Source organism: Flavobacterium branchiophilum NBRC 15030 = ATCC 35035 (genome assembly GCF_002217205.1).
GTDB lineage: Bacteria > Bacteroidota > Bacteroidia > Flavobacteriales > Flavobacteriaceae > Flavobacterium > Flavobacterium branchiophilum.
Genome location: NZ_MUGT01000179.1, coordinates 1 through 17,289, shown reverse-complemented (window position 1 = coordinate 17,289; position 17,289 = coordinate 1). Strand labels below are relative to the sequence as shown.

16 protein-coding genes are annotated in these 17,289 nt (G+C 31.5%); 6 read left to right on the top strand and 10 right to left on the bottom strand.

All coding sequences use genetic code 11. The annotated features are described in order from the left end of the window. From B0A58_RS15460 to B0A58_RS15445, 4 genes are all read right to left on the bottom strand, one after another. The coding region (locus B0A58_RS15460) for a nitroreductase family protein (protein ID WP_089081784.1) at window positions 1-604 on the bottom strand (604 nt) is incomplete at its 3' end. 10 nt (window positions 605-614) lie between these two features. Further along, window positions 615-1,430 (bottom strand): hypothetical protein, encoded by an 816-nt coding sequence (locus tag B0A58_RS15455; RefSeq protein WP_089081783.1) that lies wholly within the window; start codon window positions 1,428-1,430, stop codon window positions 615-617. A gap of 106 nt (window positions 1,431-1,536) precedes the next feature. Continuing rightward, window positions 1,537-2,814, bottom strand: coding sequence for a YcaO-like family protein (locus tag B0A58_RS15450; RefSeq protein ID WP_089081782.1), 1,278 nt, complete (start codon window positions 2,812-2,814; stop codon window positions 1,537-1,539). Then, on the bottom strand, window positions 2,811-3,680 hold the full coding sequence (locus B0A58_RS15445; RefSeq protein WP_089081781.1) for a hypothetical protein: 870 nt from the start codon (window positions 3,678-3,680) through the stop codon (window positions 2,811-2,813). Before B0A58_RS15445 ends, B0A58_RS15450 begins: the two co-directional genes overlap by 4 nt. 392 nt (window positions 3,681-4,072) lie before the next feature. Here B0A58_RS15445 and B0A58_RS15440 point away from each other — a divergent pair, with 392 nt between their 5' ends. Then, a complete protein-coding gene (locus B0A58_RS15440) occupies window positions 4,073-4,624 on the top strand; it encodes a helix-turn-helix domain-containing protein (protein WP_243389516.1) in 552 nt (183 codons plus the stop codon). A gap of 707 nt (window positions 4,625-5,331) precedes the next feature. Here B0A58_RS15440 and B0A58_RS15430 read toward each other — a convergent pair. From B0A58_RS15430 to rsmG, 4 genes are all read right to left on the bottom strand, one after another. Beyond that, window positions 5,332-6,096: an ABC transporter ATP-binding protein gene (locus tag B0A58_RS15430; RefSeq protein WP_014083203.1), complete on the bottom strand. Its 765-nt coding sequence runs from the start codon at window positions 6,094-6,096 to the stop codon at window positions 5,332-5,334. Then, the gene (locus B0A58_RS15425; RefSeq protein ID WP_014083204.1) at window positions 6,096-6,842 is read right to left on the bottom strand and encodes an MlaE family ABC transporter permease; all 747 of its coding nucleotides are present in this window, start codon (window positions 6,840-6,842) and stop codon (window positions 6,096-6,098) included. The genes B0A58_RS15430 and B0A58_RS15425 overlap by 1 nt, the downstream gene beginning before the upstream one ends. A gap of 192 nt (window positions 6,843-7,034) precedes the next feature. Further along, entirely contained in the window at window positions 7,035-7,883 is an 849-nt protein-coding gene (locus B0A58_RS15420) for a glycosyltransferase family 2 protein (RefSeq protein ID WP_089081785.1), read from the bottom strand. Between the two features lie 480 nt (window positions 7,884-8,363). Continuing rightward, on the bottom strand, window positions 8,364-8,993 hold the full coding sequence (rsmG, locus tag B0A58_RS15415) for a 16S rRNA (guanine(527)-N(7))-methyltransferase RsmG (RefSeq protein WP_014083234.1): 630 nt from the start codon (window positions 8,991-8,993) through the stop codon (window positions 8,364-8,366). Between the two features lie 110 nt (window positions 8,994-9,103). Here rsmG and B0A58_RS15410 point away from each other — a divergent pair, with 110 nt between their 5' ends. Next, a complete protein-coding gene (locus B0A58_RS15410) occupies window positions 9,104-10,198 on the top strand; it encodes a fatty acid desaturase family protein (RefSeq protein ID WP_089081780.1) in 1,095 nt (364 codons plus the stop codon). 22 nt (window positions 10,199-10,220) lie between these two features. Next, a complete protein-coding gene (locus B0A58_RS15405; protein ID WP_089081779.1) occupies window positions 10,221-11,411 on the top strand; it encodes a pyridoxal phosphate-dependent aminotransferase in 1,191 nt (396 codons plus the stop codon). 176 nt (window positions 11,412-11,587) lie between these two features. Here the strand turns inward: B0A58_RS15405 and rpmA are convergent, their stop codons facing one another. Beyond that, window positions 11,588-11,848: a 50S ribosomal protein L27 gene (gene rpmA, locus B0A58_RS15400; protein ID WP_014083231.1), complete on the bottom strand. Its 261-nt coding sequence runs from the start codon at window positions 11,846-11,848 to the stop codon at window positions 11,588-11,590. A 32-nt stretch (window positions 11,849-11,880) separates the two neighbouring features. Next, on the bottom strand, window positions 11,881-12,492 hold the full coding sequence (gene rplU / locus B0A58_RS15395; RefSeq protein ID WP_014083230.1) for a 50S ribosomal protein L21: 612 nt from the start codon (window positions 12,490-12,492) through the stop codon (window positions 11,881-11,883). 150 nt (window positions 12,493-12,642) lie between these two features. Here rplU and B0A58_RS15390 point away from each other — a divergent pair, with 150 nt between their 5' ends. From B0A58_RS15390 to B0A58_RS15380, 3 genes are all read left to right on the top strand, one after another. Beyond that, the gene (locus B0A58_RS15390) at window positions 12,643-13,482 is read left to right on the top strand and encodes a sterol desaturase family protein (RefSeq protein WP_089081778.1); all 840 of its coding nucleotides are present in this window, start codon (window positions 12,643-12,645) and stop codon (window positions 13,480-13,482) included. 111 nt (window positions 13,483-13,593) lie between these two features. After that, entirely contained in the window at window positions 13,594-14,919 is a 1,326-nt protein-coding gene (locus tag B0A58_RS15385; RefSeq protein ID WP_014083228.1) for a M16 family metallopeptidase, read from the top strand. 11 nt (window positions 14,920-14,930) lie between these two features. Further along, window positions 14,931-16,982: a M16 family metallopeptidase gene (locus B0A58_RS15380; RefSeq protein ID WP_089081777.1), complete on the top strand. Its 2,052-nt coding sequence runs from the start codon at window positions 14,931-14,933 to the stop codon at window positions 16,980-16,982. Window positions 16,983-17,289: the final 307 nt, after the last annotated feature.

Here is a 17,289-nt window from a genome sequence, read left to right as displayed (position 1 = left end):
TATAGGGGGCTAGACCACCTCCCTGATACATTAATAATTTAAGAAAGAACTGCATGTCTTCTTCATTATAAAAAACCTTAAGTTGTTCTATTTGAGAAGTATATATATTGTATCTATAAACCCCTTTTTCAATATCAGTAATTCTATTATTTACAAAAAAAATCTCTGCGGGGTACATCGAACCTCCTGATGCTATATTTCTTCTTTTTCTAACTATCTCTTCTCCTTGAGGCTTTAACACCTCTTCCCCTGTAATACAATAAAAAAGTCTTAAGAAATCACTGAATTCCTGAAATGAAATAGGTTCTGAACTATATTTTCTAGTACTTTTTCTATTTATATTAATGTTATTTAGAGATAGTGTGTTTACATCTTCTTCTAATTTAGAAGGTTTAAGATCAATTTTTTTGCAGAAGCCAACTTGATATTGAGAATTGGATATTTTTTTTACAATGCTTGGAGAATTATTTACGTAAGAGATTATTTCAAATCTTTCTGAAGTCTCTAGATGATAAGGTTTGAATTTTATAGATTCTAAAAATTCTAAAGAAATATCACTTAACCTATTCTCTGATAGCAAATTTGCAAGAGTATCTTGTGTCATAAATCTTAATTTAAAAATTACTGTTTGGGAATTCTTTTTTAGCTTTTTCTTTAATTTTTTTAGCTTCAGATTCTTTTTTCTCCATGTTTAAATATTGAATATAAATTTGATACACTTTAGGTTTACACCAGTAAGGAGCATAATAATTTTCAGAAATAGAATAAGGGCAGTCTAATGCTTTTAGAGAGTATTCTTCAACTTTAACCATACCACCAAACATTTTTGGAGTATAAAAATTATTAGTTGCAAGCACATAATAAGCCCTCATATTTTTTGGATTTAATTCCAATGATTTATTTGCTAATTCACCAACTTCTGCTGAAATAGAGGCTAATTTTGTCATATTAGCAAATTTTAATGAAAATGATTTACAAGCTGCTAGTAAAGCAAAATCTTCAGATGAATTGGCTTTTTCTTCAATAGTTTCAATAGCAGTATCGATTGTAAAACTAGCTTTATCGTCATCTTTTAATGCTGTATACAAAAGACTAAGATTATAGTATAAATAAGTTTTCCAGTATGTTTTATAGTTCAATGAAATCTTCAAATCTTTTTCAACTTTAGAAATAGCTGTCTCTAGAATTTCCGAGTCTCTTTTTTGGAAACTTTGAGATATAGCGACCTCAATGTCGTCCTCATAAGAGCTATCGTCATTAACGACTGAGTCTTTCGATACTGATTCCTTTGTAGTTATTTCTTCTGTTTTTTTAACTAGACTTTTATCCTTTAAAGTTGTCGTTTTAGTATTAGTAACGGAATTAGTTTTCTGTCCATTACAGCCATTTATTGTTATTAATAAAATAGATAATAAAAAAAGATTTTTCATAATAGTTATGTTTAGTTTATATGCAAATATTCAAATTTTAATTTTCAGTTTAAAATTTAAATATACTGAACTGTTATATTTTAAGGATGAATTGTATTTATGATCCTTATGGAAATGGATGTGGGTAAGTTGTAAATAAATTTTTATTATCATTAAATAACCCCAAATATGGATAACAATGATTTCCTGTTAGTAAGTGAAGTTGAGGAGTTACAATTTTAGTTACTTCGATACCTAATTGTCTAACATCAACAGTAGTTAGATTGGTATAATAAACTTTGTTTAAGCCTGCTTTTAGCAATTCTTCTTTGTTGAATTTTTTAATATGATGAGAATAATTATCAATCCAATTTTCAGAATAATTAAATTCAAAGTTATACGCATCCAATAGTAGAGGAGAATTTTTTATTAACTCTGGGAAAACATTATAGAATGCATAATGTTTTCTAAATGAATTCATAAACGAGAAATCAGTTCCGTTTTCTATACTTTCAGGGAATTTTATTTCTTCGCAAACAAGCTTTGTGTATTCTATTCCTTGATATGCTTCAATAGTAGCTTTTATTAACGCTTCCTTTTGTGTAAATCTAGAAGCTGATCCAACTGAATTATAAACTCTATCGTTAATTATAAAAGAAATAAAAACGACAAATGTAGGGCAATGCGAATGCTCACTTATATCATAAATTGAAAACTTTATTTTATTGTTATTAAACAATTCATCTATGATTTCATCATCTGAAAACATTTCTAAAATAAACGTTGAGGAAAATTTTCTATAAGCTTGAAAATTTTGTCCATACCAAAATTTAGAAAATGCGTCTCTTTCTACACATTCTAAAAAACCACTAATTAAAGATTTCTCGATAGTTGAATGACTCGCTGAACCTGTAGTCGTATTGTAATGAAACATTCCATCTTCTTTTATGTTTTCAACATTAACCATGAAAAAAGGCAATAATACTTCTTCTTCTGAAAAATAATCAACACATTTAGACCAGTGAATTTCTCTTTCATTTGAAAGACGATTTAATTTAAAATTAGGGCTTTCATATTGTTTTTCACTAAAGTATTTAATATCTTGAGGGTTAAAGCATCTATATTCTTTAGACAACTCATTATATGATCCTTTGATGAGTCCTTTATAAAGCTGAAAACTAGTAGAATATCTTTCTGAAAACTCTCCCATAGCTGAAAGATATGCTTCATTTTCATCAAAACTAATTCCACCACCTGTGATGTCCTCTTTATTATTACCAATAGTGTATAGATTATTTGCAAAAAAAACTCTCTCTTTAAGCCTTTTGGGCATAAAAATATTTTTTGCAACACGCATGTAAGGATAATTCACAAAAGAGCTGTTCCCGTAAATTTTTGGTTTCATAATGGATTGTAGGTTACATTAGGATTACATACTTCACAATTAGGAACTTTATTGACAACAAAATATTGACTAGAATAGTTTTGAAAATCAAAAAAGATAGACTTGTTATAGAGCATTTTACTTTTTTGAAATAATATTTTGTTTAGTTCGTTAATAATTAAAGAGCTATTAATTTTAGCGTTCCCATTTTCAAACACATCAATTTGATTAAAATCAATATTATTTGTATCAATTAAATTTTCAATAATAACCTTAGGGTTTGAAATGTTATAAAGTTTTCTTTTATTAACACAATTTAGACAAGGTGTTCCTTTAGATGTATTCATTAATGGACCTAATGAAATCCCATTATTGTAAAATTCAACATATAAAAAATCTTCTCCAGATTTTATCATTTGTTGAGAGATGGAATTAATATTTTTTTTATTAAACCAAAATGGGGCAACTAGTATGTTAAAACAATTTTTTTCAATTGTTAAATCTGTATTTTCAATTGACAAATTGATAATTTTCCCTAGCTTTAAGTTTTCTGGTAATGCTTCAATAAGCTGTTCAAGTTTTTTGCTTTTGTATGAAAATTCGCCAATAAAATTAATTTTATAACTACTATTACTCCTATTTAAACTGTAGAAATTATTATATTCCAACCATTCAAAAATATTATCTATAACAATTTCTTCAAACTCATTCATCAACTCTGCTTTAGCAACGTTTAAAGATTTATGTTTCTGAATTACTTTCAAAACTGTTGCTATTGAATAAGCATGTTCTCCAGCTAATCTCTGTGTTATGTCGCCATTAGAAGAAAGAATATATTGTTCCTCATTATTCTTATATATTTTCCAATTTTTAATTATTATTTCCATTTTACAAATTTATACATATAAAAAATCAAGAATAAAATTTAGATTATCAAAATTATCAAATATTTAGATTTAATGTTTTATCTAATTTATTATTTTGAGATTATTTTGTTTAGAATTCTATTGTTTTTATATTATTTTAATTTTAATTTTTTGTTTAAAAAACTGCCGATAAATAAATATCGGCAGATAATAATTTTTTAGCAACAACATGTACAACAACACATATCGCACACTATAACTGTATTTCCATTGCCATTTGTTGTTGTGGTTCCGCATTTGTCAACAATTACAGCCACAGTAGCTAATTCTCTTGTCTCTAATTTTTCAAGACTTACATTTAATGTTTTCATAATTTGATAATTAATAAATTTAATGAATGTTTTTCAACAATCATGTTAATAATAAATTTTAAAAAAAGGTTTTTTCTCGAGAACTCTTTTGATATTGCAAAATTAAAAGGAAAAACAATTGTTAAATGTTTCTTTTTGGGAAAATATTTTACTATTTGGGAAAATATTTTTACTTTTGAAGAAAATATTAAAAATATGATACTCGAAAAAATATTAAAGAAAATAATTATTGAAAGAAACAGAAAAGGATTTTCATATGAAAACATGGCTAATGAATTAGGCATAACTGTAAGTGGATATAGAAAAATAGAGACAGGAGATACTAAATTAACAGTTGAAAGATTAAATAAAATCTCTTCTATTCTAGAAATTTCATTAACAGAATTACTTGGACTTGATAAGGATGTTTTAAACCAACATAATCATGATAATGAAAAAGTATTTCAACAAAAAATTGATAATTATTATCAGGATAATAAGGATGTATATGAAAAATTAATACAAGCAAAAGACGAACAAATTTCTTTCTTAAAAAGTTTAATTTCTCAAAAAGACATATTAATTGATAAACTTGAACAAAATCATAAAAGTTAAAAAAAAATAAATATTTTTTAAAGGTGCTTGATATCCGATTCTACAATAAACCATAATGATAATAAATTCCTGGTGAATAGGAAAATGCTTTTTTAGTTTGCAAGTAATGTCATCATTATCAAATGTTTCCAAAAGTCATTTTGTCAAACTGTACTCAAAAGCCAATATGGATTTATTGTGATATGAATTTTAGTCCTTTAGTTTCAATTCATTTTTTTCGGAGGGTACCCCCCCCTTTTTTTTCTTAGTAATATTTTCCAAAATACCCAAAGAAATTTTTTTTGATTGCTTGTTGGTTATGTTGTAAACAGACTTTACACACTTTTTTAGGATAGTATCATTTTTAGATTATATTTTTGATTTCAGTGTTTATCTTTTTTGTGTTTAGTCATCTAATTAGGATTTATCTTTTTTGTTATTTTAGAAATAAAATATTATATATATTTATATAAATGTAGGGTAAAAGTAAAAAAACCGAATAAACAAATTACCATTCGGCTTTTTTACTTTTTTTAAATATATTACCTAATTTTGGTTAGTATTTGAGTTTAAAATCGATTTGAAAATCAATTCATTGTCATTTTGTATCATCAATTCAAAAATTTAACGCTAAACAAAAAAGTTGAGCTATTCGGCTTTTTTTTGTATTTTTATACATCCATTAGTGATGAAACATTTTTGTATAAAAAAAACATATAAGGGGCAAATTACAATCCCTTTCTAACAGCTTCTCTTACTTTTTTGAACAAATTAGACGAATACACAAACGCTACTATGGCTTCGTTGTCTGTTTTAAAAATGGCTTCTTTGTTGCCTTGCCAAGCTTTTAATCCATTTTTTAGAAACAAAATATTTTCGCCTATTTCCATCACCGAGTTCATGTCGTGGGTGTTGATAACCGTTGTGATGTCGTATTCTTCTGTAATTTCTTTAATTAAATTATCTATCAAAATAGAGGTGTTTGGGTCTAGTCCAGAATTGGGCTCATCGCAAAACAAATATTTAGGGTTGTTTACGATGGCTCGGGCAATGGCCACCCTCTTTTGCATGCCGCCCGAAATTTCAGAAGGTAATTTTTTGTGGGCATTGATTAAATTGACTCTTTTCAATACAAAATCGACCCTGTCTTGGATTTCCGATTGCGAATTTGAAGTAAACATTTTTAAGGGAAAGCCTACGTTTTCTTCTACTGTCATGCTGTCAAACAAGGCACTTCCCTGAAAAACCATGCCTATTTCGGTTCTTAACGCTCTTCGTTCGGCATCGTCTAATTCGGAATAAATCCTTCCATCAAAAGCAATTGTTCCTACTTCTGGAGTGTGTATGCCCAGCAAACTTTTAAGCAAAACGGTTTTTCCTGAACCACTTTGCCCAATGATTAAATTGGTTTTGCCTGTTTCAAACACGGTTGAAACACCTTTTAGAATTTTATATTCGCCAAAGGATTTTTCTACATTTTTTACTTCTATCATTAGGTCAATAACAATTGTGTTAAAATATAATTCATCAAAATAATGGTAACCGATGTCCAAACAAACGATACGGTACTGGCTTTACCAACCTCGAGGGCACCGCCTTTCATGTAATAGCCATGAAATGAGGGTATTGTAGCCAATAGTAAGGCAAATATGATTGTTTTGATAAAAGCATAAGCTACATGAAATGGAATGAACTCTTTTTGAAGTCCTTCGATAAAATCGGCACTACTACCAAAACCGCCATAAACGCTGGCAATAAAACCACCTGCAATGCCCAAAAACATGGCTATTCCAATGACAAATGGATAAAGCAACAAGGCTGTTAGTTTTGGAAAAACCAAATAATTCAAAGAGTTTACTCCCATAACTTCCAAGGCATCTATTTGTTCGGTAACTCGCATTGTACCAATGCTTGAGGTAATAAATGATCCCATTTTTCCGGCCATAATGATGGATATAAATGTTGGGGCAAATTCCAATATTATGGATTGTCTTGTGGCAAAACCGATGAGGTATTTGGGGATCAAAGGATTGGTTAGGTTCAAAGCGGTTTGTATGGCAACCACACCGCCAACAAAAAACGATATAAAGGCTACAATTCCTAACGACCCGATGATTAAATCGTCTATTTCTTTGAAAATCAAGGATTTCATAACCGACCATTTGGTGGGTTTTCTAAAAATTTCCGCAATCATCAAAAAGTATTTTCCTAATTGCGATAAATATCTGAATAAAAACATGAATTTTGTTTATGAATTTAGAATACAAAAATACAAAAATAACTGCCGCAAATGGACTTATTAAAAAAAACTTATAGGTATATGTAAAAATGGTTTATTAAACACCTTCATTTGTCATCAAAAAGAGTATCCAAAAAGGATTAGAACTTCAAATATACAAATACTTTGAGGTCAATTTGGTATTTTGATAGGCTAAAACAGTTTGGCTTTTATTTTTTTCCAACGGTAATTTCTAATGAATTGGGCTTGTTCTGGAGTAACCAATAATGGTATATGGGCCCACTTGGCCTTCCAAAATCCTCGCATGTAATCTAAAAAAAGGAAGGGTTTTTGTTTCATAAAAGCTAATTTTGCAGAGGCAATTGCCGTGATCCAAAAGCCATAACCTAGTGTATAAAAAGCTTCTCCTTGTTTGAAACGAGCTGTTTGATTGTAGTTGGCTCCTGTGGGTTTGAGGTGTTTTACCTTCAAATGGGCATCGGTAACGACTTTCCAGTTGTTGTATTTTGCGAGCAATTCATCAACTGTATCCCAACCCATAGCGGGTTTTAGCCCGCCAATGGCTTCAAAACACGCTTTTCGGTAGGCTTTAAAGGCTCCTCTGATGTGGTCTTTGTCGGTAAGATTTTCTAAAATCCATTGATTGTTTTTTTCGATATATGCAAAGCCTCCTACCATGCCCACGAATTTATCTTGTTGAAAATGAGCAATTAAGCTTTCAAAATAATGTGGAGGTAAGATTAAATCGGCATCTAGTTTTACTATAAAATCATACACATTGTCTAGGGTAGCCAATCCTTTTTCAAAAGCCCTTATGACTTTGCTGCCTGGCAAATGTATGGCTTGTGATTGTGTGGTTGTAAGCGAAATGAAAGGATGTTTTTTTGCATATTCCAAAACGATGTTTGCCGTTTGGTCGGTTGAATGGTCGTTTACTACTACTACTTTTGTAGGTAAAATAGTTTGTTGAACAATCGACTCTAGTGTTTGACCTATAAAGCGTGCTTCGTTGTGTGCAGGAATAACGATATAATATTTCATGTCGTTTGGGGTATTATAAATGCGTTGTTTGGTTTTGATACAAAATGGAAACAAAAGTACATGATTTATTTTGAAAAAACTAGCAGAAGGTAGTATAGGATAAATATTGTAAGGCCATTTTGTGTGTTTGGAGCAACTGTTTTTTTTTAGGCTAAAGCTCTTGTTAGTTCAAATATATTACTATTGATTGAAAGCGTCATTTGAAAACTTTTTTTAGTTTTTTTATTTGTGATTTTAGGCTTATAGCTTGATATTGAAGTAGTTGTAGTACAGGGCTTGTTTGTTGCACAGAAGCCTCTAGCCCAGATTGACGTGGAAAGCCCGCAACAAAAAAAGGGAGTGGTTCTTGGCAAAAAAAAGCGACCAAAGAAGCTCTTTTTTTGCCTTAGAACCACCCCTTTTTTTGTGAGGACTTGAAACAGAAAGCTGGATGGGCTTCTGAAAAAATAATACTGTTATTGAATAGGATTGTAAGTGTGCTTATTTTTGAAATTTTAAGGGCAAATGCACCACTTTTTTAGTTTCAAAAAATTCATTTTCAAAAAAATCGGCAATGGGATATTCTTTAGCTTTTGGAAATGGGGCTAACTCTTGAGTCAAATCGCCTCCTTTTAAATACAATATGCCATTTTTTAAAACATGTTTGTTTTGTTTTTTGATTTTATCTTTGATCCATAAATAAAAATCGGGCATATTGGTAACGGCCCTACTGACAATAAAATCGAAATCACCTTTTACAAGTTCGGCTCTAACTTGTTCTGCCTTAACGTTTTGTAGTTCCAATGCTTGGGCAACTGCATTTACAACATTGATTTTTTTGAGAATGACATCAATGAGATAAAAACGGGTTTCGGGAAAAAGTATGGCTAGCGGAATCCCTGGAAAACCGCCACCTGTACCCACATCTAATATCAATGTGCCAGGTTCGAAGGGCTGAATTTTGGCAATGGCAAGCGAATGTAGCACGTGTTTGGTGTACAATTCATTGATGTCTTTTCTTGAAATTACATTTATTTTGGCATTCCAATCTTGGTACAAAGCCTCTAATTTTTGAAATTGTTCGATTTGCTTGGAACTCAAATTTGGAAAATGTTTGATGATTTCATCCATAATTTTAATTTTTAACAAAAATACAACAAGCTGTTGATATTTTTATGACTTTTTATTTTATTGCAAAATTAATAAATTATATCTTTACAAATTATTTTTAATTCCAATATATGACTCCATCAGGACCAACATTTGCCAAGCAAGATCAGTTGAAATTTTTTAGAACTTTAAACAGCAGGGTAAATCATTATTTTAAAGAAAACAACTTACAAAAAACCGGCAATTGGCAGTTACATTTAAAGGCAATTATTATGTTTTCGTTGTTTTTTGTACCTTATTTTTTATTTTATTTTGTCGAAATGCCTTTTTGGGTACAGCTACTTTTGAGTGTTGTAATGGGAGTTGGGATGGCAGGCGTTGGGATGAATGTGATGCACGATGGTAATCATGGTTCTTTTTCTGACAAAAAATGGATCAATAATATAATGGGAGGCAGTATTTATATTTTGGCTGGAAATGTTTACAATTGGCAAGTGCAACACAACGTTTTGCATCATACATATACTAACATTGTAGGGCACGACGAAGATTTAGATGCTGGAAGAATAATCCGATTTTCGAAACTAGCACCATGGAGTAATTATCACAAATACCAACAATATTACTCTGTTTTTCTGTATGGTTTACTAACAATCAACTGGTGTTTGACAACCGATTTTAAACAAATGGGAGGCTATTTGAAAAGAAATTTGTCTTATGGCGAAGCTCCAAACCCAAGAAATTTGTGGCTTGGTTTGGTAATTTCAAAAATTGTTTATTTTTCATTTTGGATTGTAATACCCATGATGTATATGGTGTGGTGGAAAGTTTTACTAGGTTTTTTTGTAATGCACTATACTGCTGGTATGATATTGAGTTTGATTTTTCAATTGGCACACGTTGTTGAAGAAACAGAAAATCCTGTTCCAAATGCAAACAACGAGATGGAAAACACGTGGGCTATTCATCAACTTTATACAACTACTAATTTTGCTCCAAAAAATTGGATACTCAATTATTATACGGGAGGTTTAAATCATCAAATAGAACACCATTTGTATCCAAACATTTGTCATGTTCATTATACAAAAATTGCAGAATTTGTAAAACAAACAGCAGAAGAATGCAACTTACCCTATTTTGAATATCACAGCATGAGAAGTGCTGTTGTAGCTCACCTTAGGCACTTAAAAATTTTAGGACAACAACCAGAAATATCAATTTAAATAATCATAACTACATTAAAAAATGAACAACATTCTTTCGGACAGAATCAACAATTTGGCCACATCGCAAACATTGGCAATGGCTGCATTAGCAAGAGAGTTAAAGCAACAAGGCAAAGACATCATTAGTTTGAGTCTTGGAGAACCTGATTTTAATACACCTGATTTTATAAAAGAAGCTGCCAAAAAAGCTATTGATGAAAATTACAGCACTTATTCGCCAGTAGAAGGGTATTTAGAATTGAAAGAAGCCATTTGCAGAAAATTTAAAAGAGACAATGATTTAGATTACAAACCTTCGCAAATTGTAGTTTCTACGGGAGCCAAACAATCTTTATACAACATTGCACAAGTGATGTTAAACGATGGAGACGAGGTAATTTTGCCAGCTCCATATTGGGTAAGTTATTTTGAAATAGTTAAATTATCGGGTGGTGTACCTGTAGAAGTGCCTACATCTGTAGATACTGATTTTAAAATTACTCCAGAACAATTAGCGGCAGCCATAACACCAAAAACAAAAATGATTTGGTTTAGTTCACCGTGTAATCCAAGTGGCTCTGTTTATAACAGAGCAGAATTGACAGCGCTAGCAAAAGTATTAGAAAACTACCCAAACATATATGTTGTAGCAGACGAAATATATGAGCACATCAATTTTTCGGGTACATTTTGTAGCATTGCCTCTATTCCTGGAATGTTTGACAAAACCATTACGGTAAATGGGGTTGCAAAAGCCTTTGCCATGACGGGTTGGAGAATAGGATACATTGGAGCTCCAGAATTTATTGCAAAAGCTTGTACGAAAATTCAAGGACAAGTTACCAGTGGCTCCAACAGTATTGCACAACGTGCCACTATTACGGCGGTAGATGCAGACCCAGCAGTATTGAACGACATGGTTCGTGCATTTCATAGCCGAAGAGATTTGGTTGTTGGCTTGCTAAAGGAAATTCCTGGAGTAAAAATCAATGTTCCAGAAGGGGCATTTTATGTATTTCCTGATGTGTCTTCGTTTTTTGGTAAAACATTGAAAGGTACATTAATCAACGATGCAAATGATTTGTCTATGTATTTGTTAGCCGAGGCAAATGTAGCAACTGTAACAGGCGATGCTTTTGGTAATCCGAATTGCATCCGTTTTTCTTACGCAACAAGCGAAACCTTATTGACAGAAGCTTTGCGAAGAATAAAAGAAGCCTTAGCTTTGTAACCTTTTTGACATTGCAATAAATAATCCTCAAAATAGTTTGATTTTATTGTTTTTAAAATCAAAAGATAGCAAAATATAAAACCGTTTCAAAATCAATTGAAACGGTTTTTTTTGAGCACTAAAAAAAGCCAACATCAAATGATGCTGGCTTTTTTTATGAAAAACATACGCTTGTATTATGCTTCAAATGGAAGTATAGATACAAACGATTTGTTGTCGCTTTTTTTCTGAAACTTAACAATTCCAGCAACTTTAGCGTGCAAAGTATGATCTTTACCCATATAAACGTTTTCGCCTGGATTGTGTTTTGAGCCTCTTTGTCTAACGATGATGTTTCCAGCAATTGCAGCTTGTCCACCAAAAATCTTTACGCCTAAACGTTTCGATTCTGATTCTCTACCATTCTTGGAACTACCGACACCTTTCTTGTGAGCCATGATGTTATGATTTTAGATTGTTAATACTTAAATTAAACTGCTTTTCCGCCGTTTAATTCATCTTGTAATTTTTTTAATTCATCCATTTTTCCATCAGCAGCCAATTGAGATTGTTGTGCCCAAGTGGTTGGATCTAAATGTGATAATTTTGAAGTTGAAGCATCCAAAATAGCTTTTACATCTTCAGCAGAAGTGGTAGCTAATTTAGCAAAAGTATCAATACCCGCTAAAACCAATGCCTCAGCAGCTTTTGGTCCAATACCTTCAATTAATTTTAAATCATCACCTTTTTTAGTAGCTTTTGCTGCTTTTGGAGCCGCTGCTTTTGCACCACTAGCTGTAATGTTTTCAATTACAATTTGAGTAAGATACTGTCTATGACCATTTCTTTTTTTGTAACCTTTTCTTCTTTTCTTTTTGAAAACGATTACTTTATCTCCTTTTAAGTGTTGTAACACTTTAGCTTCTACTGAAGCACCTTCTATAGCTGGGGCGCCTAAAGTGATTTCGCCATTGTTGTCTAATAAAAGAACTTTGTCAAAAGTAACTTTTGAACCTTCTTCGTTAGCCAAACGATGCACATAAACCTTTAAGTCTTTGCTTACTTTAAATTGTTGCCCTGCTATCTCTACGATTGCGTACATAACAATGATGTTTAGTTTAATAAAATTTTAAGTTTGCAAAGATACTTATTTTTTTGAAAGTAACAATTATTTAATTGTTATTTTTTACTTAAATAATTTTCAATCTAATTTAGCTTATTGTAATTTTGCAGTCCAAAAAAAATTATAATCATGTCATCATTTCTTAATCAAGAAACGCTTTATGCCGTTAGCATTCCATTTTTTGTTGGTGTTATTTTATTTGAAATGTTCATCAGCCACAAGTCAAATGCCCGTTTATATACTTTCAAAGATACGGCTACAAATGTCTATTTTGGTATATTAAATATCATTTTGGATTTGATTTTTAAATCCTTTTCTTTCATGGTTTTAGGGTTTTTCTTTTCACATCAATTATTTCATTTGGAACAAAATGGAATGTATTGGGTGGCTTGTTTTATTTTGCAAGATTTTATGTATTACATTCAACATTATGTGGATCATAAATCAAGATTTTTTTGGGCCATACATGCTACGCACCACAATTCAGAGTACTTTAATGTGTCCACTGGGTTTCGTTCGTCGGTTTTTCAACCCGTATATCGATACCTCTTTTTTATCCCCATGGCTTTATTAGGTTTTAGTCCTTTGCATATTATGTTTGCCTATTCGGCAAATCAAATTTGGGGTACCTTGATTCATACTCAAAAAATAAAAAAAATGGGGTTTTTAGAGTATTTTATGGTTACCCCATCGCACCATCGGGTGCATCATGCCTCAAACGAAAAATACATCGACAAAAACATGGGTATGACCCTAATCATTTGGGATAAAATTTTTGGAACTTTTCAGGCCGAAGACGAAAATTATGAACCAATTCGCTTTGGATTAACCTATAAAATAGATGACAAAGGCCCCATCAATATTGTTTTTCATGAATGGATAGCCATTTACAAAGACATCATTCAGCCCAATATTTCGTGGAAAACAAGGCTCAAATACCTTTTTTACAACCCTGGATGGAAGCCATAACTAGAGGTGAAAAAAATTATAAAAATTTTAACAAAAAAATAGGTTTAAATTGTAACATATTGAGTAATTTTATGACAAATTAAAATATATCTACAAACATTATTAATTTATATGAAAAACACCCTAATGGCTCTTAGCGCAACCCTAATGTTAGGCAGTGTAGCAACAGCCCAAAAAGTAGCTTTTGAAGAGTACAATTTGGACAATGGCCTACATGTTATCCTACACAACGACCCCTCTGCTCCTACCGTAATTACCTCGGTAATGTATCATGTTGGGGCAAAAGACGAACAACCAGATCGAACAGGTTTTGCACATTTTTTTGAACACTTATTATTTGAAGGTACAGAAAATATCAAGCGTGGCGAATGGTTTAAAATTGTAACTGCAAATGGTGGTGTAAACAACGCCAATACTACAGAAGACCGTACTTATTATTACGAAGTTTTTCCTTCAAACAATTTAGAATTGGGACTTTGGATGGAATCCGAAAGAATGCTGCACCCTGTAATTAATAAAATTGGTGTAGATACTCAAAACGAAGTGGTTAAAGAAGAGAAAAGATTGCGGTATGATAACAGTCCTTATGGACAATTGATACCACAGGTAAAGAAAAATGTTTTCAAAAACCATCCCTATCGTTGGACAACCATTGGTGCAATGGAACATTTAGACGCTGCAACATTAGAAGAATTTCAAGCATTTAATAAGAAATTTTATATTCCTAATAATGCCGTATTGATAGTAGCTGGCGATTTTAAATCTGAACAAGCTAAAGAATGGATTCAAAAATATTTTAGTAAAATTCCTAAAGGAACGCCAATCGAGCGCAAAACTTATATTGAAGAACCAATTACACAAACCATCAAAGCCAGTTTTGAGGATGCTAATATTCAAATACCAATGATAGTAGCGGCCTACAGAACCCCTTCGATGAAAACACGTGATGCTAGGGTTTTAGACATGATTTCGACCATTTTGAGTGATGGTAAAAGTTCACGCTTGTATAAAAAAATTGTGGACAATAATAAAACAGCCCTTCAAATTGGTGCCTTCAATTACAGTCAAGAAGATTATGGTACCTATATTTTGTATGGCTTGCCACAAGCTCCAAAAACCTCTGAAGATATTTTGAAAGAAGTAGATGAAGAGATTGTAAAATTACAAACAGAATTAATTTCTGAAAAAGATTTGCAAAAACTTCAAAACAAATATGAAAATGATTATGTAAATGCCAATGCTTCAATAGAAGGAATTGCAGATAATTTGGCTACCTATTACATGCTTTTCAAGGATGTAAATTTGATTAATACAGAGTTAAGTATATACAAATCGATTACTAGAGAAGAAATTCGTGAGGTTGCCAAAAAATATTTAAACAACAACCAACGTTTGATATTAGATTATTTACCAACAAAAGACAAAGCTAAAAACTAACATTAGAAATCATGAAAAAAATACTAATCGTTTTATCTAGCTTGTTTTTAACATACAATTTACAAGCTCAAATGATACCACAACCAAAGCCAGGTACTCCGCCATCAATAAAAATTGGCAAACCCGTAACTTTTGAATTACAAAATGGTTTAAAAGTACTTGTTGTAGAAAATCATAAATTACCAAGAGTTTCTTTTAATTTAACATTAGACAGCGCTCCTTATGCCGAAGGCGACAAAAAAGGGGTGTCTGATTTAACTGGAATTTTATTAGGCAACGGCTCTGTTAAAACCAGCAAAGACGCTTTCAATGAAGAAATTGATTTTATGGGTGCCAATATCAATTTTAGATCCAATGGGGCATCGGCAAGTTCTTTATCTAAATACAGTGGGAGGGTTTTAGAATTGCTAACAGAAGCCGTTTTGAACCCAAATTTTTCCCAAGAAGAATTTGACAAACAAAAATCAAAATTTATTGAAGGTCTAAAATCTCAAGAAAAAAGTGTGTCGGCAGTAGCACAACGTGTGGGCGATGCTTTACCTTTTGGCAAAAACCATCCTGGAGGTGAATATATTACTGAAAAATCATTAACTAATATTACTTTAAACGATGTTAAACTTAATTATCAAAGTTATTTTGTTCCTGCAAATGCTTATCTCGTTATTGTTGGGGATGTAAAAACTAAAGAAACACAAAAAGTAGTAGAAAAATTATTTGCTACTTGGACCAAAGCTACTGCGCCTGCATTAAGCTACTCCGACCCAAAGAACGTGCAATATACTCAAATTAATTTTGTAGATATGCCTAATGCTGTTCAATCTGAAGTGAGTGCCGTAAATTTAGTAAACCTAAAAATGAGCGACCCAGATTATTTTGCAACCATTGTTGCCAATCAAATATTGGGTGGTGATTTTAATAGCTACTTAAACATGAATCTTCGTGAAGCCCATGCTTGGACTTATGGAGCAAGATCGAGTATTAGAGGAGATAAAAACATTACTAAATTTGAAGCTTCAACACAAGTTCGTAATGCTGTAACAGACAGTACCGTTGTAGAAATCTTAAAAGAATTTAAAAAAATTCGTACTGAAAAAGTTTCTGAAGAGGTACTTGCCAATGTAAAAGCTGGCTATATTGGAAAATTTGTAATGCAAGTTGAAAAACCACAAACAGTAGCTTCTTATGCTCTTCGTATAAAAACTCAAGGACTATCTGAAGATTTTTACCAAAATTACATTAAAAGTATCAATGCCGTTACAGCCGATGATGTATTACGTGTAGCCAATACTTATTTTATGGCAGACAATTTACGAATAATTATCGTAGGAAAAGGAACGGAAGTTGTGCCAGCACTTGAAAAATTGAAAATACCAATGTTCTTTTTTGATAAATATGGCAATCCAACAGAGAAACCTGTAATGAAAAAAGCCACACCAGCTGGCGTTACAACAAGCAGTGTATTAGACAGTTACATCAATGCCATTGGTGGGGCAAAAGCAGTTTCGGCAATAAAAACCATCTACACAACCTCTACGGCTACTATACCACAAGCTCCTGCTCCTATCACTTTAGTTAGCAAAAAAGACGTTAAAGGAAATTCATTTTCAGAAATGTCCATACAAGGAATGGGGAGTATGAGTAAAAGTGTTGTTACCAACAAAATGGGGTATTCTGTACAACAAGGACAAAGAAAAGACTTGACTGGTGCCGAACTTGCCGACAAACAAGCTAGTGCAACTACTTTTGAAGAATTATTACTTTTGAAAAAAACAGATTTAATACTTGATGGTATCGAAACAATCAATGGTAATGATGCTTATGCCATCAAAAACGGCAAAACCACTTTGTATTATGATGTAAAATCTGGTTTGAAAATTTTAGAAGCAACAGATGTTCAACAAGGGGACAAAAAATTAACAATAACAAAAGAATATAAAGATTATAAAACTATTGGAAACGTTAAATTTCCACATGAAGTTATTTTGAATCAAGGGTTTGAAATTGATTTCAAAGTATCTGAAATCAAAATAAACGAGGGCGTTTCAGACAAAGATTTTGAATAATCTAATAGAATATCACTAGAATTAAAGGCTGTTCATTATATTGAACAGCTTTTTTTTGTAAAAAATCGGTACAGAACTTTCTGTAATATCAAATATATTTATAAAATAGCCCAAAGATGCGTAGTTATTTTTTAGAAAAAATTAAAAAAATCGTTGCATAGCTGGGCTACAGAACTATTTTTTTTGACTCATTTTAGTAAAAAAGAACCAATAGATTGGACTATTTTATATGTATATTTGGTATAACATTACGTATAAAGTGAGATTAATATTTTTTACGCCAATAGGTGAAGCGTATTTTTTATTG

Bases quoted from the DNA above. Each gene is read 5' to 3' on its own strand.
- B0A58_RS15425 (WP_014083204.1), bottom strand. From the start codon at position 6,842: ATGTTTTTATTCAGATATTTATCGCAATTAGGAAAATACTTTTTGATG.
- rpmA (WP_014083231.1), bottom strand. From the start codon at position 11,848: ATGGCTCACAAGAAAGGTGTCGGTAGTTCCAAGAATGGTAGAGAATCA.
- B0A58_RS15440 (WP_243389516.1), top strand. From the start codon at position 4,073: ATGTTAATAATAAATTTTAAAAAAAGGTTTTTTCTCGAGAACTCTTTT.
- B0A58_RS15410 (WP_089081780.1), top strand. From the start codon at position 9,104: ATGACTCCATCAGGACCAACATTTGCCAAGCAAGATCAGTTGAAATTT.
- B0A58_RS15390 (WP_089081778.1), top strand. From the start codon at position 12,643: ATGTCATCATTTCTTAATCAAGAAACGCTTTATGCCGTTAGCATTCCA.
- B0A58_RS15450 (WP_089081782.1), bottom strand. From the start codon at position 2,814: ATGAAACCAAAAATTTACGGGAACAGCTCTTTTGTGAATTATCCTTAC.
- rsmG (WP_014083234.1), bottom strand. From the start codon at position 8,993: ATGGATGAAATCATCAAACATTTTCCAAATTTGAGTTCCAAGCAAATC.
- B0A58_RS15420 (WP_089081785.1), bottom strand. From the start codon at position 7,883: ATGAAATATTATATCGTTATTCCTGCACACAACGAAGCACGCTTTATA.
- B0A58_RS15385 (WP_014083228.1), top strand. From the start codon at position 13,594: ATGAAAAACACCCTAATGGCTCTTAGCGCAACCCTAATGTTAGGCAGT.
- B0A58_RS15445 (WP_089081781.1), bottom strand. From the start codon at position 3,680: ATGGAAATAATAATTAAAAATTGGAAAATATATAAGAATAATGAGGAA.
- B0A58_RS15405 (WP_089081779.1), top strand. From the start codon at position 10,221: ATGAACAACATTCTTTCGGACAGAATCAACAATTTGGCCACATCGCAA.
- B0A58_RS15455 (WP_089081783.1), bottom strand. From the start codon at position 1,430: ATGAAAAATCTTTTTTTATTATCTATTTTATTAATAACAATAAATGGC.
- rplU (WP_014083230.1), bottom strand. From the start codon at position 12,492: ATGTACGCAATCGTAGAGATAGCAGGGCAACAATTTAAAGTAAGCAAA.
- B0A58_RS15380 (WP_089081777.1), top strand. From the start codon at position 14,931: ATGAAAAAAATACTAATCGTTTTATCTAGCTTGTTTTTAACATACAAT.
- B0A58_RS15430 (WP_014083203.1), bottom strand. From the start codon at position 6,096: ATGATAGAAGTAAAAAATGTAGAAAAATCCTTTGGCGAATATAAAATT.